The 14377-nt window shown below is 67.0% G+C and carries 11 protein-coding genes and 2 pseudogenes; 10 read left to right on the top strand and 3 right to left on the bottom strand.

What is annotated here, in order from left to right:
- Positions 1 to 11: 11 nt before the first annotated feature.
- Both M3330_RS08960 and M3330_RS08955 read left to right on the top strand, forming a co-directional pair.
- Positions 12 to 281, top strand: a complete 270-nt coding sequence (locus tag M3330_RS08960; protein ID WP_006551945.1) for a hypothetical protein — start codon at positions 12 to 14, stop codon at positions 279 to 281.
- A 37-nt stretch (positions 282 to 318) separates the two neighbouring features.
- On the top strand, positions 319 to 1122 hold the full coding sequence (locus M3330_RS08955) for an SDR family oxidoreductase (RefSeq protein WP_255028541.1): 804 nt from the start codon (positions 319 to 321) through the stop codon (positions 1120 to 1122).
- Positions 1123 to 1192: 70 nt separating this feature from the next.
- Here the strand turns inward: M3330_RS08955 and M3330_RS08950 are convergent, their stop codons facing one another.
- The 3 genes from M3330_RS08950 to M3330_RS08940 form a co-directional block, all read right to left on the bottom strand.
- Positions 1193 to 2245 (bottom strand): ferredoxin--NADP reductase, encoded by a 1053-nt coding sequence (locus M3330_RS08950; protein WP_255028540.1) that lies wholly within the window; start codon positions 2243 to 2245, stop codon positions 1193 to 1195.
- Positions 2246 to 2361: 116 nt separating this feature from the next.
- Positions 2362 to 3708: an MFS transporter gene (locus tag M3330_RS08945; RefSeq protein ID WP_219130426.1), complete on the bottom strand. Its 1347-nt coding sequence runs from the start codon at positions 3706 to 3708 to the stop codon at positions 2362 to 2364.
- 226 nt (positions 3709 to 3934) lie between these two features.
- Positions 3935 to 5080: a 12-oxophytodienoate reductase gene (locus M3330_RS08940; protein WP_019290124.1), complete on the bottom strand. Its 1146-nt coding sequence runs from the start codon at positions 5078 to 5080 to the stop codon at positions 3935 to 3937.
- Positions 5081 to 5360: 280 nt separating this feature from the next.
- On the opposite strand from M3330_RS08940, the gene M3330_RS08935 reads away from it, so the two are divergent.
- The 8 genes and pseudogenes from M3330_RS08935 to M3330_RS08900 form a co-directional block, all read left to right on the top strand.
- Positions 5361 to 6248, top strand: a complete 888-nt coding sequence (locus tag M3330_RS08935; protein ID WP_039958031.1) for an IclR family transcriptional regulator — start codon at positions 5361 to 5363, stop codon at positions 6246 to 6248.
- Positions 6249 to 6353: 105 nt separating this feature from the next.
- Positions 6354 to 7220, top strand: a complete 867-nt coding sequence (locus tag M3330_RS08930; protein ID WP_247848458.1) for an alpha/beta fold hydrolase — start codon at positions 6354 to 6356, stop codon at positions 7218 to 7220.
- A gap of 192 nt (positions 7221 to 7412) precedes the next feature.
- Positions 7413 to 8591: an acyl-CoA dehydrogenase family protein gene (locus M3330_RS08925; protein WP_006551939.1), complete on the top strand. Its 1179-nt coding sequence runs from the start codon at positions 7413 to 7415 to the stop codon at positions 8589 to 8591.
- Between the two features lie 34 nt (positions 8592 to 8625).
- Positions 8626 to 9549, top strand: coding sequence for a VOC family protein (locus M3330_RS08920; RefSeq protein WP_019290121.1), 924 nt, complete (start codon positions 8626 to 8628; stop codon positions 9547 to 9549).
- 233 nt (positions 9550 to 9782) lie between these two features.
- The gene (locus M3330_RS08915; protein ID WP_006551937.1) at positions 9783 to 10181 is read left to right on the top strand and encodes an MmgE/PrpD family protein; all 399 of its coding nucleotides are present in this window, start codon (positions 9783 to 9785) and stop codon (positions 10179 to 10181) included.
- 138 nt (positions 10182 to 10319) lie between these two features.
- A pseudogene (locus tag M3330_RS08910) lies at positions 10320 to 10829 on the top strand (FAD-binding protein); the annotation flags it as partial.
- 681 nt (positions 10830 to 11510) lie between these two features.
- The gene (locus tag M3330_RS08905; RefSeq protein WP_230809649.1) at positions 11511 to 13406 is read left to right on the top strand and encodes an ATP-binding protein; all 1896 of its coding nucleotides are present in this window, start codon (positions 11511 to 11513) and stop codon (positions 13404 to 13406) included.
- 236 nt (positions 13407 to 13642) lie between these two features.
- Positions 13643 to 14329: pseudogene (locus M3330_RS08900) on the top strand (MFS transporter); the annotation flags it as partial.
- Positions 14330 to 14377: the final 48 nt, after the last annotated feature.

Raw genomic sequence — 14377 nt, 5'->3', positions numbered from 1 at the left:
GAGCCAAAGACATGCAGAACCGGATGGAACCGTTGCGCTGCGGCGAATGCGCCGCGCAGGTGCTCGTCCAGAAGAACAGCTGGGAGCATACGTCCATCCAGTGGAACACCGATGCGCGCCGTCGTTGCCCTGTCGTGCAGGACGACGACGGGCGCGACGGGCGACCCGGCGCGCCCTGGATGTCGTGTTCGCATCTCGACGCCGCGATCGCCAAGGCGGCTGCTTCCGGGGTCATCGAGGTCTTCGACGACACTCCGATCCGAGCCCCCATCGTGCAGTGACCTCTTCAGCTTCCGACTACCTCCCGAAGGACCAGTGATGGCCGAAACCCTCGATCTCGACCGCTCGTACTATGGCCCGTGGGCCGTCATCGCCGGTGGCTCCGAAGGCGTCGGCGCGGCATTCGCCGACGAATTGAGCCGCGCGGGTTTCGATCTCGTGCTCATCGCGCGTAAGCCGGGCCCACTGCAGGAGACGGCGGACAAGGCACGGAGCAACGGGGTGCAGGTGCGCACCCTCGCGCTGGATCTGCTCGACGACGATGCCGTGGAAGAGATCCGCAAGGCGACCGAGGACATCGAGGTCGGCCTGTTCATCTTCAACGCCGGCGCGAACAGCTACGGCCACGAGTTCGTCACCGGCGACCTCGATGGGTTCCGCGGCGTGATCGAACTCAACGTCCACCGGCAGATCGAGTTGTCGCACCTGTTCGGTGGACCGATGAAAGAGCGCGGGCGCGGTGGCATCATGCTGCTCGGGTCGCTCTCCGGCTACATGGGTGCCGAACACCAGAGCATCTACGCGGCCTCGAAGGCGTTCAGCCGCGTCTTCGCCGAAAGTCTGTGGCTCGAGCTCGCACCGCACGGCGTGCACGTGGTCGAACTGGTACTCGGTGTCACCCGCACCCCGGCGATGGTGCGCGCGGGCCTGAACTTCGACATCCCGGGGATGCTCGTCGCCGAGCCGGAAGACGTTGCGCGTGAAGGTCTCGAACGCCTCCAGGACGGTCCCGTGTGGGTCGCCGGCGGCAACTACGAGGCTGCGGTCAAGCGCAGCGGATTCCCGCGCGGCAAGCTCGTCCGAGGCGCGGCTGCCGCGATGCGAGCGCTCCTGAACCGCTGAGCTCTGCCGCTTCCTCTACGACTCGTCCCCGGCTGCGGAACGGCAGCCGGGGACGCTTCATTGTCGGGGGTCAGAAGTCGATGCGCACGTGCTTGCTTTTCGGCTTGGCCTGGCACGCGAGGACGTATCCCTTGGCGACGTCCTCCTCGTCGAGGATCGCGGACGGCGGGGTGTCGACGTCGCCTTCGACGACGGTGCACGCGCACGACCCGCACTCGCCTTCCCGGCACGAGTAGGGCACGTCCAGGCCCTTCGAGAGCATGATGTCCACGAGAGTCGCGCTGCGCGGCCAGACGAGGTCGTGTTCCTCGCCGTCGAGCTGCACCGTCACGGAGGCGGCGTCGGTGTCCGACTCGTCGATCTCGACGGCAGGTACGTCGGCGAACGGATCGCCGGACAGGGAGGTGAAGACCTCGGCGTGGATGCGGTCCTTCGGGACGCCGGCCAGCAGCAGGCCTTCGCGGACGGTATCCATGAACGGCCCGGGTCCGCACATGTACGCGCGGTGATCGGCGAAGGTAGAGACCAGGGTCGCGAGCTGCTGCGGCGTCGGCAGGCCCTGCACGCTCTCGAGCCAGTGCACGACGGTGAGGGCAGTGGCGTGCCGGGCGGCGAGTTCGCGCAGCCTCTCGGCGAAGATGACGGACTTCTCGTCGCGGTTGCCGTAGACGAGCACCACGTTGCGATTGCCGCTGTGGAGAGCCGACTCGAGGATGGACAACACCGGCGTGATACCGCTGCCTCCGGCGAACAGTGCGAGTTTCTCGGTGAGATCGACCGGAGTGAACACGCCCGCCGGGGGCAGCACCTCGAGGGTTTGCCCTGCAGTGATGTTGTCGCACAGCCAGTTCGATCCGTATCCGTCGGCGGTGCGCTTGACGGTGACCTTGAGAGGCTCGCCGGTGTGGGGGGAGCTCGCGAGCGAGTAGCACCGTGCCACGGAACCGGTCCGATCGCTCGGGATGCGCAGGGTGAGGAACTGTCCCGGTTTGTAGGCGAAGCCCGCGCGGCGCTCTTCTGGCACGTCGAAAACCAGCGAAACGGCGTCGGCGGTTTCCTGGACGACTGCACCGACGGTCAGTACGACGGAGCGTGAACCGACCGGTGTCTCAACGGCTGTCATCGCAGTGGTTCCCTTCGATACGAATACTTCTCGATCGGATCACCGTAGAACGCCGACGGACGCCGACGCCCGTCTCCTCCCGGTAATCGGGACACGGGAGGAGACGGGCGTTCGGATCAGGCGGTGCGCACGCTGCGTGGGATCAGCAAGGTGATCCCGATGGTCACCACGGAGAGCGCGATGAGCATGCCGCCGACCATGTTGATTCCCGCGAGTGGGGTCGCAGCGAACGCGAGCAGCATGGTCGCGATCGACGTTCCGACACCCTGACCCGCGGTACGCAGCACGGCGTTCGTGCCGGTCGTCTCGCTGGTGTTGTGCTCGGGCACGGACTCGACGATCAGGTTCGGAATCGCCGTGTAGGCGAAGGCGGTCGCGACCGACACCACGACGACCATCGCGGTCATGGCCACCACGGAGTGGTGCGCGGTGAGCATGACGACGACGCCGACGATGAACAGGGCGGTACCGAGCAGCATCGACGCGCGTGAACCCACCGCGGCGGAGATCCGGCCGCTCAGCGGAGTGCAGACGAATCCGAACAGGGAGCCGATGAACGAGAGCCAACCCGCGTGCGTCGCGCTCAGGCCCAGGCCGAAGTCGCCGGTGGACGGCGTCTGCATGATGATCGGAATGATCATGGTGACCACGCCCAGCGGTCCCACCGCGATCGCGACGGTGGCCAGCATCGTGAGCGAGAATTTGCGGTCGGCGAACAGGCGCACGTTGATGATGGGGGAGGGTGTGCGCAGTTCCCACCGCACGAGCAGGACCAGAGCGACGGCCCCGCCCAGGATGAGACCGAGGGTCGGCGGGTCCGACCAGCCCCATGACTGGGACTTGTTGACGCCGAGCAGGATCGCGGCGACCGCGCCGGCGAAGGTGACCGCACCAATGTAGTCGATCTTCTCGGAGGTCCCGGTGGGCCGGCGCCACGGGAGGACGAACCAGACGAGCAGCAGGGCGAAGATCGCGTACACGGCGGCGACGACGAAGATCATGTGCCAGCTGGCGTTGTCGATCAGCAGACCGGCGACGAGCAGCGACGCCGAACCGGCGGCGACCGCCGAGCCGGAGATCAGTGCGACGGCAACGGGAACGCGGGAAGCGGGAAGATGCTCGCGCGCCAGCCCGATGCACAGCGGCAGGATCGCACCGGCCACACCTTGGATCGCGCGGCCGATGATGATGCTGGTGAGGCTGTCACCGAGGGCGCTGACCATCGAGCCGAGCGCCGCGACGGCGAGCAGGACCATCAGGATCCGTTCCCGGCCGTACATGTCGCCGAGCCGGCCGCACACGGCGGCCGAGGCGGCCGAGACGAGGAGGAAGGCCGTCACCGCCCATCCGACCGTCGATGCGTTGCTGTCGAATTCGACGATCAACGTCGGGATCGCGGCGAACATCATCGATGTTTCGAACGCACTGATGATCTCGACGGCGATCAGGACCGACACGATCACCCATACCGGCTGCTGCCGGTCGAACCGGCTCCGCCCCTTCGGCGTTGCGGATTCCGGCTGGGAGAGGTCATTGGCGTAGGACGTCAAAGCGCATTCCAGACTCTCGGCGGCCCGATCGCGGGCCGTGTTTCCTGCCCCACGAATGGGAGTGGCTCGGATCACTTGGTATCGCAGGTGAGGGCTGGCACGCTGTTCTATCTCGCTGAGCGAGAACGATTTCGGTGCGTCAGATGAGCGCGGCCTCGTGTACTGCGCGGTCGAACTCGGGCAGTTCCGCGCCGTTGCGAAGGGTCGTCGCGAGCGACGGGTCGGCGAGATGGAGCCGACCGATGGCGATCAGATCGAACTCGTCGTCGCCCAGGCGTCGTTCGAGTTCGGGAACGTTGTTGCGCACAGGTGCGCTGCCCTGGAGGCGGCTCTCCCGCAACGTCGTTGCGATTCCGACGCTGCCTACGGCCATCGAATGTGCGCCGGTGACCTTCTTGGCCCAGCCTGCGAGTGTCAGGTCGCTGTCTTCGAAGGCCGGCATGTCGAAGCGGCGGATGCTCGCGTCGAAGACGTCGACGCCGGCTTCCTTCAATGGGGTGAGGACGGCTTTCAGTTCGTCCGGGGTGTGGGCGATCCGGGCTTCGTAGTTCTGTTGCTTGTGCTGCGAGAACCGGTAGAAAATCGGCAGGTCGTCGCCGATGCGCGCGCGGATGGCGGCGACCACCGCGGCGGGGAAACGGGTGCGGCGCTCGAGGTCGCCGCCCCATTCGTCGTCGCGGAGATTCGTTCCCTCCCAGAGGAACGCGTCGAGCAGATAGCCGTGCCCACCGTGCAGTGCGATGCCGTCGAATCCGACTCGGGCAGCGGCGGCCGCCGCGTCGGTATAGGCCGCGACGACCTGCTCGATGTCCTCCACGGTCATGGCCCGCGTGGGCGCTGAGGCCCGGGAGATGTAGTCCTCGCCGTAGGACGTCACGCCGAGCTCGCCCCAGACTCCCGACGGCCGCATGGGGACGAGGTCGGGGTCGACATCTGCGGTCATCGCGCCCCAGAGGGGGCCGACGTGCCAGAGCTGGGGGACGATGCGTCCACCCTCGGCGTGAACCGCGTCGACGACGCGACGCCAGCCGTCGAGGGCTTCTTCGCCGTGCATGTGTGGCACGCGGGGATTGTCGACTGCTGTCGGGTGATCGATCGCGACGCCCTCGGTGAGGATCAGGGCGGTGCCGCCCGCGGCGCGTCGCCGGTAGTACTCCACGACATCCGGGCCGGGCACGCCACCCGGCGAGTGCGAGCGGGTCATCGGCGACATCACGATGCGGTTGCGGAGCTCGAGGGAACGGACCGTCAGGGGACGGAAGAGGGGGGACTCGGTATCCGGCATCGTGGTCTCGACTCTTTCGGCTCGTGCGGGCGACGGGTGCAGGCGGGTTCGGCCCACATCCGAGGTTGTACCCACCGCCCGGTCCGCGGGACAGGGACCTCCTGCTCAGTGAGACGTTCCGGCGGAAGCGCGAGGGGAGGGACGTAGATCGCGGGAGCATCGAGTCCGCTGATCGGGAATTGTGCGACAGGTCACTCGCCTTGTACTCTGGGCATCACTCACAAGAATCAATTTCAATTCTTGCTTTCGTGGGTGATCGGATTCCGGAGAAAGGGTGGCGATGTCCGAGGCGCAACGTACACAGGTCTCCCAGGCACCGAAGCGCGAACTGCCTGCATCGATGGTCGAGCGAATGACCCTCATCCTCGATGCCTTCGACGATCTCTCGTCGCGGCTCACCCTGGAAGAAGTCGCGTGCCGCACCCGGCTTCCGCGCTCGACGGTCCACCGCATCCTCGACCAGATGGTGCGACTCGACTGGATCGACCACGCGTCGTTCGGGTATTGCCTCGGCCGTCGTGCGAAGTCCATGGGAGAGGGCGACAGTGGGCACATCCGCGTCCGTGAGGCCGCGGCACCGCTCCTCCACGAACTGCACATGACCACCGGGATGGTCGCGCACCTGTCCGTGCTCGACGGGCCCGACTGCGTCTACCTCGACAAGATCGGCGGCCAGCTCGCCGCGGCACTGCCGTCGCGGGTCGGCGGACGTGTCCCCGCCTACGCCACCGCCGGCGGCAAGGCGCTGCTCGCCGGACTCGAGCCGGAGCAGGTCGATGCCCTCTACCCCGGCCCGCAACTGCCGCGTCGCACCGAGCGGACCATCACCGATCTGTCGACCCTGCACCTCGAACTCAACCGTATCCGCCGTCGCCACGGTCTGGCCTTCGAGACCGGAGAGGCCACCGCCGGTATGTCCTGTGCGGGCGCCGCGATCCGCAGCCCTGCATCGCCGGTCGCCGCGATCTCCCTGTGCGGTCCCACCCGCCCCGGCCACCTCGAACGCATCGCGCCGCTGGTCGCCGATGCGGTCCGCACGATCTCGCGCGCGCTCTATCCCGAACTCGACACCCCTCGACGCAATCGCGCCGCACGCACGTCCGGAGCGTCGTGGTCGCCGCAGGTCATGGAGCGAATGCTCGCCACGCAGTCGAACGGCTGGATCTGACGGCCGGAGCCGGCAACATCACGCATCGCCCCGCGGCGGGCGGAACATCCCGGTGATCGGGAACGTTCGAGCCGCGTGAGGTGGATCACTGGAAACCTTCTCGTCATGACGACGGAATCGACTTTCGAGAACACGGCGAGAGAACTCGCGACCGACCGCGGCACCCTCCGCTACCACGAAGCCGGTCAGGGTGAACCACTCCTGCTGCTCCACGGCTCCGGACCGGGCGTCACCGGCTGGCGGAACTACCGCGGTGTGCTCGCCGATCTCGCCGAGCACTACCGGTGCCTCGTCCTGGAGTTCCCCGGCTTCGGCGTGAGCGACCCGTGCGAAGGACACCCGATGGCGATGGCCTCGGTCGCGGTGACCGACTTCCTCGACGGACTCGGCTTCGACCGCGTGTCGATCATCGGGAACTCGATGGGCGGCATCGTCGGGACGCAGTTCGCGATCGCGCAGCCCGAGCGGGTGAAGAAGCTCGTCACCATCGGAGGCGCCGGCCGTTCGGTCTTCGCGCCGTCGCCGGGCGAGGGCATCCGGCTGCTCATGGAGTTCACGGACGACCCCACGCGCGACAAGCTCGTCCGTTGGCTGCGGTCGATGGTCTACGACCCCGCGATCGTCACCGAGGAACTCATCGAGGAGCGGTGGGCACTGGCCACCGAACCGAAGACCCTCGAGATCGCCCGACGCATGTACAGCACCGCGGCCTTCGCTGCGGGCGCGAAGGCCGCTGCCGCCTCCGACGCCACCCCGTACTGGGCGCAGCTCCACAAGATCACCGCGCCGGTGCTGCTGACCTGGGGTCGCGACGACCGTGTCAGCCCCGTCGACATGGCGATGCTTCCCATGCGCGAACTGCGCCGCGGCGAGCTCCACGTCTTCCCCAACTGCGGCCACTGGACGATGATCGAGGCGCGCGAGGCGTGGCTGTCGGCGGTGCTCGCGTTCCTTCGCCGCGACGACGCGTAGGCCCCGTCCGCGCGGACTCGTAACCTGCTCCCGCTCAGCCCCATCGACCGCTCCCGCTCAGCCCCATCGACCGCTCCCGCTCAGTGGAAAAACGACGATACGGGAGCGGTCCACCTGAGACCGTAGGCGTCAACGGAACCGACGCTCACCACGCCGTATCGGGGGCGTCACCCTCACAGAGCTGGAGAGATCATGGGACAGGTGCTCGACTCCGTTTCGGAGTTCGCAGACGAGATCCGCGCGGACGGCGCCGAAGGCGACACGCTGATGCGGCTGACCGACCGCAGCGCGAAGAGGCTCCGCGACGCCGGCGTCATCCGTCTCCTGCAACCGAAGGAATTCGGGGGCCTCGAGGCGCACCCGCGCGAGTTCGCGGAGACCGCCATGGCCATCGGAGCCATGGACGGCGCGACCGGCTGGGTCAGCGGCATCGTCGGTGTCCACCCGTGGGAGATGGCCTTCTTCGACCCGAAGGCCCAGGAGGAGGTGTGGGGCGAGAACCCCGACACCTGGATCGCCTCCCCGTACGCACCGATGGGTGTGGCGACCCCCGTCGACGGCGGATACATCCTCAACGGCCGCTGGTCGTTCTCGTCGGGCACCGACCACTGCGACTGGGTGATGATCGGTGCGGCCGTGGGCGACAAGGACGGCAACCGCCTGAACCCGCCACAGAGCCTGCACGTGTTGCTGCCGCGGTCGGACTACCGGATCGACCACGACAGCTGGAACGTCGTCGGCCTGCGCGGCACGGGTTCGAAGGATCTCATCGTCGAGAACGCCTTCCTCCCCGAGTACCGGACCCTGCGCGCCGAGCGCGTCATGGGCGGGGTGGCGTGGCAGGACGCCGGACGCGACGAGACGCTCTACAAGTTCCCCTTCTCGTGCATCTTCCCGCTCGGCATCACCTCGTCGCTCATCGGCATCGCCGAGGGTGCGCTGAACTGCTACATCGAGTCCCAGCGCGAGCGGGTCACGGTGTCCGGCACCGCGATCAAGCAGGACCCGTACGTGCTGTCGAACCTCGGTGACGCCGCAGCGGAGATCGCCGCGTCGCGCGCCGCCCTGCTCGAAACCGTCGACCGCTTCTGGGATCTGACCGAGCGGGGCATCGAGGTCACCTTCGAGCAACGCGCGATCGGACGCCGGACCCAGGTCGCCGCGGCATGGCGGGCCGTGCGCGCCGTCGACGAGATCTTCTCGCGGGCCGGCGGCGGCGCGCTGCAGCTGAGCAATCCGCTGCAGCGCTTCTGGCGCGACGCCCACGCCGGTCTGAGCCACGCCATCCACGTCCCCGGTTCGATCTTCCACGCCGCGACGCTCACCCAGCTCGGCGAAGAGCCGCAGGGCATGATGCGGTCGATGATCTGACATCACATCCATTACGGCGAAGGAACATTCGGATATGACGGATATTCGGGGCCTGGGTTATCTCAGGATCCAGACCACAGACATCGCACGATGGCGCGAACTCGTCGTCGACGGACTCGGCATGGCGATCGGTACCGGCCCGGAACCCGACGGCCTGTACCTGCGTGTCGACGAGCGGCGGGCACGCCTGATCGTGCTGCCCGGTGAGGTCGACAAGGCACTCGCCGTGGGCTGGGAGGTGCGCGACGAGTTCGCGCTGCGTAGCGTGCGCGAAGCGGTCGAGAAGGCCGGCATCGCCGTCGAGGTCCTCTCCGAGGAGGAGTCGACCTACCGCGACGCCGAGCAGGTCATCGCATTCGACGATCCGGGCGGCACCCGCACCGAGGTGTTCTTCGGTCCGGTGCTCGACCACAGCCCCCTCGTGACGCCGTTCGCCGGTGTCTTCCACACCGGTGAGGAGGGACTCGGCCACGTCGTCCTGCCCACCGCCGCGTTCGCGGAGTCCTACGAGTTCTACACCGAGGTACTCGGGTTCCTGCCGCGCGGAGCGACGCGGCTCGGTGGCCTGTCGGCACCGCCGCCCGTGCGACGCGTGCGGTTCCTGGGCGTCAACCGCCGCCACCACAGCCTCGCGTTGTGCCCGGCTCCCCCCACCGCCGAACCCGGCCTCGTGCACCTGATGCTCGAGGTCGAGACGCTCGACGCGGTCGGTCAGGCCCTGGACCGGGTGAACAAGTTGGGCTTCTCGATCTCGTCGACCCTGGGCCGGCACACCAACGACAAGATGGTCTCCTTCTACGTGCGTGCCCCCGGCGGATGGGACCTCGAGTTCGGTACCGAAGGCATGCTCGTCGACGAAACCTTCTACACCGCAGAAGAAATCACCGCGGACAGTTACTGGGGTCACGACTGGTCGGGCTCCGAGCCGCTCGCGGCGTTCTCGCCTCCGGTGGGCTGATCGAGTTCGTCCACCCGGATGCCTTCCGACGATGCCACGGCGTACGACGCCGTGGCATCGTCGCGTCGGTGGCCCTGTCCGATCGCCTCGGTACACCCGGGAGGGCGGCTCCCGGTGAGCGGGACCGGAAGGCGGTGCGTCACAGGCTTCGGGGAGAGTGATGTGGATTACAGATCGTGCCGGATCCTCACGCATCTCGACGCGGGCCGTCCCTACGCATGGAACGTACTCGCATGGCACACAAGGTGATCAACCGCCTCGGTGGGGTCGAGGAGGCCACGGTGTTCGGCCGTTCGACCAAAGCGCCTGCTGCCGTTGCTGCTGCGTTCAACTCCGATATCACCTACGCGCTCGACGCGGACGACACACTCTTCGACTCGGCGCACTTCGCGACGATCGTGGTCTCCTCGGCCCGCGCCGAGGCCGAACGCGTCGATGCGTCCGGCGACAGCCTGCTCCGTGCCGTCGCTGTCGGCTACGACATGACCGCGCGGCTCAACCTCGCATGCTCGTTCATGGAGGTCGTCGACGGAAAGATGAAGTGGTGGATACTCGACAGTGCCGTGAAGTACTGCCCGGCCTTGCTGCTACACGGGTGCCTCCATCGATGCGTTGCGCGCGCTCGTCCGTGAACACGGCCGGGGGCCGGACGATATCGAACACATCGAGGTTCGGCTCAACCCCGGCGCCTACAGCCAGCGGGTGTTCCACACGCCGGCAACGAGTATCGAACCCGACCATCGTGCCGCGATCCACGGAGCCTTCAACCTCCCGGGCGGACCGGCCAGCTCACCATGTACCAGAACGACAATCAGGCGTTCCTGGTCATCGACGAACAGGCCTACGAGGAAGGAATGGCCACACCAACTTCGAGTCCGCAACTCCGTCACCAGCCGACCTGGGTGTGAGACGGTGTCGGAGCTCGAGTCCGAAATGGGTCTTCCCGCAGGAACTCTCGGATCGACGGTGGGGCTCTACAATCGGCACGCCGAATCGGGGACGGATCCGGTCCTCGGAATGAAGGCGGAGTGGGTGCGGCCCCTCCGATCGCCGATCGCCGCGATCGATCTGCGTGGCATGACCGAAGGTTTCACCCTGGGGGACTGCAGACCTCGGTGGACTCGGAAGTTCTTCACGTGGGCGGAGATCCGATTCCCGGTCTGTATGCGGCGGGCCGTTGTACGTCCGGCCTCTCGGCGTGGGGCTACTGCAGCGGCATCTCCCTCGGTGACGGTAGCTTCTTCGGCCGGCGCGCGGGAATGCGTGCGGCGGCGAAGTGAGTGGCACCGGGATGTCCCCTCGGATGCGATGAGCGGAGCATTCCGGATCCGGGTCCAGGAGGGCTCCGCGTCTCGTGTCGTGCGAGCGTGCCACGGGGCGATGCCGGGTTCGCGACCCCTGCCGTGCGCCGGCTCTGCAATTCGCGCCGGCGGTCGGCGACCGGACCTCGGTGCCGGGTGCGCGGCCTGATCGGGTATTCGAGCACGCGAGGAGCGTTGTCGCCGTAGGCGAAAAGGGCGGACCTCCTCACCGTCCTCCGCACGCATTGTGTATGTTCGACGCCGCGAACAGGGGGCATCGATGAACGAACACAGGACTGGGCACGGTTGTCGGGGGCCGGCGGGGGCGGGCTGCCGCCGGGATTCCTCGTCGTCTCCGGTGCGGAAGTGTGCGGTCCAGCCCTCGACGGCGGTGTTCGTCCTGCGGCGATCGACGGTTCGGCCGACCGGTTCGTAGGGAGCCGGTCCTCGGGCGAGGACGACCGGCACGGAATTCGTCTCCGTGCCCGGGACGAAGTATGTGCCCGAACGAGGATCTGGTGTAGAACGTTTCGGAAAGATGAAACTTATGTCCGAAAAGCACGTTCTCTTCACCGTGAAAGGGAGATCCGAGAATTGGAGCCGAGCCGAACAGGTGCGCTGCAGATCGGTCGCTGGCGTCTCAAATACAGACTCGCGGCCGTGCTGTCGATTCCCCTCGTCCTCGCTGTCGCTCTCGGTGCCGTGCGCGTCACGACTCAGCTCGACGAGGCGCAGCGGTCGGCCGCATTGTCCGAGCAGACCGTTGTCGCGCCGGCGCTGCTCGACTTCTCCATCGCTGTGATCAGCATTACCGCCGCCACGAGCCTCGGATTCACGCCCAAGAGCGTGGCCGCGGACGATGTGACGCAGTCCATGGACACTCTGAGGGAACTCGCCGCAGGAAGCGATCTCAGCTCCGATGTCGCCGTAGAACTCGATGCGCTGCTCGCGCAGGGCGACCAGCTCTACGCCGCGGTCATGAACTCCTCCCTCGGAGCCGAGGAGTTCGGTCGCATGACCACCGACTTCCTGGTGCGGTGCAGGGATATCTTCCGAGATCTGTTCGATCAGTTCGAGAACCACGACGCTCTCGTCGACGCCACGAACCTGCTCCTGATGTGGGACGCGCAGCTCAACCTCCTCGACCAGATGGAGTCCTTCCGGCTGCTGGCCACCAACCCCGAAGCCGCCCGGATCCTGGCGACCGGCGCCATGAACACCGAAGAGTCGACGCTGCGGCTCCTTCGAGGATCGGGGCTCGATACCGGGCAGATCGACGGGATGCTCGGCGGTATCGAAGCGCGCCGTAGGTTGATCGAGAACTTCACGCCGAGCAGGCAATTCGGGGAAGACCTTCGCAACGCTGTACTTTCGGCGTCCCGGTCTTATGCGGAAGGGATCGACAGCGCCAGCGCGCGTATCATCGGGACGCTCGAAGAACTGGCGGACGAGACACGTACCGCGGCCACCCGCGACGCGCTCTTCGTCACGGCAGCACTCGTACTCGCCCTGCTCCTCGCGATAGCAGTCATCCGTTCCCTGTCGGTGCCCCTGGGACGTCTGCGAGACAACACTCTCGCAGCGGCGAACACCGAGCTTCCCGCCGCCATCGCGGCGGTCAAGGACGGGGCCGACATCGACACCGTCCGTCTCGCTCCCGTCGGCACCGATACGGACGAGGAGATCGGCGAACTCTCCCGAGCGGTGGATTCGATGAACACGCAGGCGCTGCGTCTCGCCGGCGAGCAGGCCCACCTGAGGAAACAGGTGAACGTGATGCTCGAGACGCTGGCACGCCGCAACAAGACTCTCGTCGAACAGCAACTCTCGCTGATCGAATCTCTCGAATACGAGGAGAAGGATCCCGCCCGGTTGCAGAGCATGTTCGCTCTCGATCATCTGGCGACGCGCATGCGGCGTACCGGCGAATCCCTGTTGGTTCTCGCGGGCACGCGCCCGCGTACTCGCAGCGGGCCCGCACCGCTCGGCGACGTGCTCCGCGGTGCGGTGTCCCAGGTGGAGAACTACCAGCGGGTGCAGATCGGGAACACCCCGCGCGGATATCTCGTCGGTAAGGTGGTGAACGACGTGGTGCATCTGGTGGCCGAACTCGTCGACAACGCGCTGCGGGCTTCCCCGCCCACCACTCCCGTCAGGTTCGAGTTCTCCTCCGCCGTGGAGGGTGGCCTGCTTCTCGATATCGCCGATCGCGGAATCGGTATTCCCCGAGATACCATGGAGGAGATCAATATCCGTCTCGCGGCGGGTGAGAATGCCGATGTCGACGCCCCGCGTCAACTGGGATTGTTCGTGATCGGGCGTCTGGCGGCCCGCAACGGCATGAGCGTGCGTCTGAGGCCGACCTTCGACACCGAGACGAACGCCGGTGTCACGGCGTCGGTCTACTTCCCGGCCGCTCTCCTCAGCGAGGTGCACACGGTCCAGCCCACCGTGATGACGGAACGCCCCCGCCGGCTCAGGACCGAGGAACTTCCGTCCTTGGTGCCGTCGACGACGCCTGCCGGAGGTATTGCCCCCGGAAAGCATCGTGGTTGACGTGTGACCGGAAGTGATGCCACCGCCGTCTCGACGGCGGTGGCATCACTCGTACCGCGGGTGTTCCGGTCTGCCGGTGGTCTCGGCCGGCCACCGAACCGTGTTCGCACGGTACCCCCGGCTCACATCCCCCCGACGGACCCGTCGGGAAGATGCACTGCGGACCCGGGGGCGCGGCCACGGATGCCCCGTCAAGCGTTCGATGTCGTTGTTGAAGCGTTCGAGCCGGGGTTCGCGATCCGTTGGTGGATCTGCGCGTCACCGCCCGCCGGCCCGTGCTGCTCACCAACAGTGCTTCGATCGTGGTGGGTTTCGCGATGTACGCCCAGTCGCTGATTCTTCCGCAGATCCTGCAGCTGCCGGAAGAGACCGGTCACGGACTCGGCCAGTCCATGATCATGATGGGTCTGTGCATGGCACCGGGTGGTCTGATGATGATGGCGGTCTCTCCCATCGGAGGAAAGCTCTCGGCTGGCCACGGCCCGAAGACCACGCTGCTGGTGGGCTGCTTGATCATCGCTCTGGGGTACACGGCAGGGCTGCTGTTGATGGGATCGGTCCTGGGCCTGGCAGTCGTCGCCACGATCTGCAGAACGGGAGTCGGGTTCGCATACGGTGCGATGCCCGCCCTGATCATGGGGGAGGTCCCTGCCACGGAGACGGCATCCGCCAAAAGCGTGAACAGTCTCATGCGGTCGGTCGGCACGTCCTCCGCTTCCGCCGTCGTCGGTGTCGTCCTCGCACAGATGAGCGTGCCGTTCGCCGGTCATACCATTCCCACGGAGTCCGGCTTCCGGGTCGTCCTGCTGACGGGCGCAGGCGTCGCGCTTCTCGCGGCTGTCCTCACCGTCGCCGGTCCGCAGTCGCGCCGGGCCCGTCTCGCGAAGGTTGCCGCCGGCGCGACGCCCTCCGTGAGGGTGTGACGACGACTTCCTCCGCCCGTCGGTAGCGGCGGACGGAGGAAGTATCCG

Source organism: Rhodococcus sp. GA1 (assembly GCF_024321955.1).
Taxonomy (GTDB): Bacteria; Actinomycetota; Actinomycetes; order Mycobacteriales; family Mycobacteriaceae; genus Rhodococcus; species Rhodococcus pyridinivorans.
Note: the sequence above shows the minus strand (reverse complement) of the source record. Positions and strands in the feature narration are given on the sequence as shown.

Bases quoted from the DNA above. Each gene is read 5' to 3' on its own strand.
- M3330_RS08960 (WP_006551945.1), top strand. From the start codon at position 12: ATGCAGAACCGGATGGAACCGTTGCGCTGCGGCGAATGCGCCGCGCAG.
- M3330_RS08955 (WP_255028541.1), top strand. From the start codon at position 319: ATGGCCGAAACCCTCGATCTCGACCGCTCGTACTATGGCCCGTGGGCC.
- M3330_RS08950 (WP_255028540.1), bottom strand. From the start codon at position 2,245: ATGACAGCCGTTGAGACACCGGTCGGTTCACGCTCCGTCGTACTGACC.
- M3330_RS08940 (WP_019290124.1), bottom strand. From the start codon at position 5,080: ATGCCGGATACCGAGTCCCCCCTCTTCCGTCCCCTGACGGTCCGTTCC.
- M3330_RS08935 (WP_039958031.1), top strand. From the start codon at position 5,361: ATGTCCGAGGCGCAACGTACACAGGTCTCCCAGGCACCGAAGCGCGAA.
- M3330_RS08930 (WP_247848458.1), top strand. From the start codon at position 6,354: ATGACGACGGAATCGACTTTCGAGAACACGGCGAGAGAACTCGCGACC.
- M3330_RS08925 (WP_006551939.1), top strand. From the start codon at position 7,413: ATGGGACAGGTGCTCGACTCCGTTTCGGAGTTCGCAGACGAGATCCGC.
- M3330_RS08920 (WP_019290121.1), top strand. From the start codon at position 8,626: ATGACGGATATTCGGGGCCTGGGTTATCTCAGGATCCAGACCACAGAC.
- M3330_RS08915 (WP_006551937.1), top strand. From the start codon at position 9,783: ATGGCACACAAGGTGATCAACCGCCTCGGTGGGGTCGAGGAGGCCACG.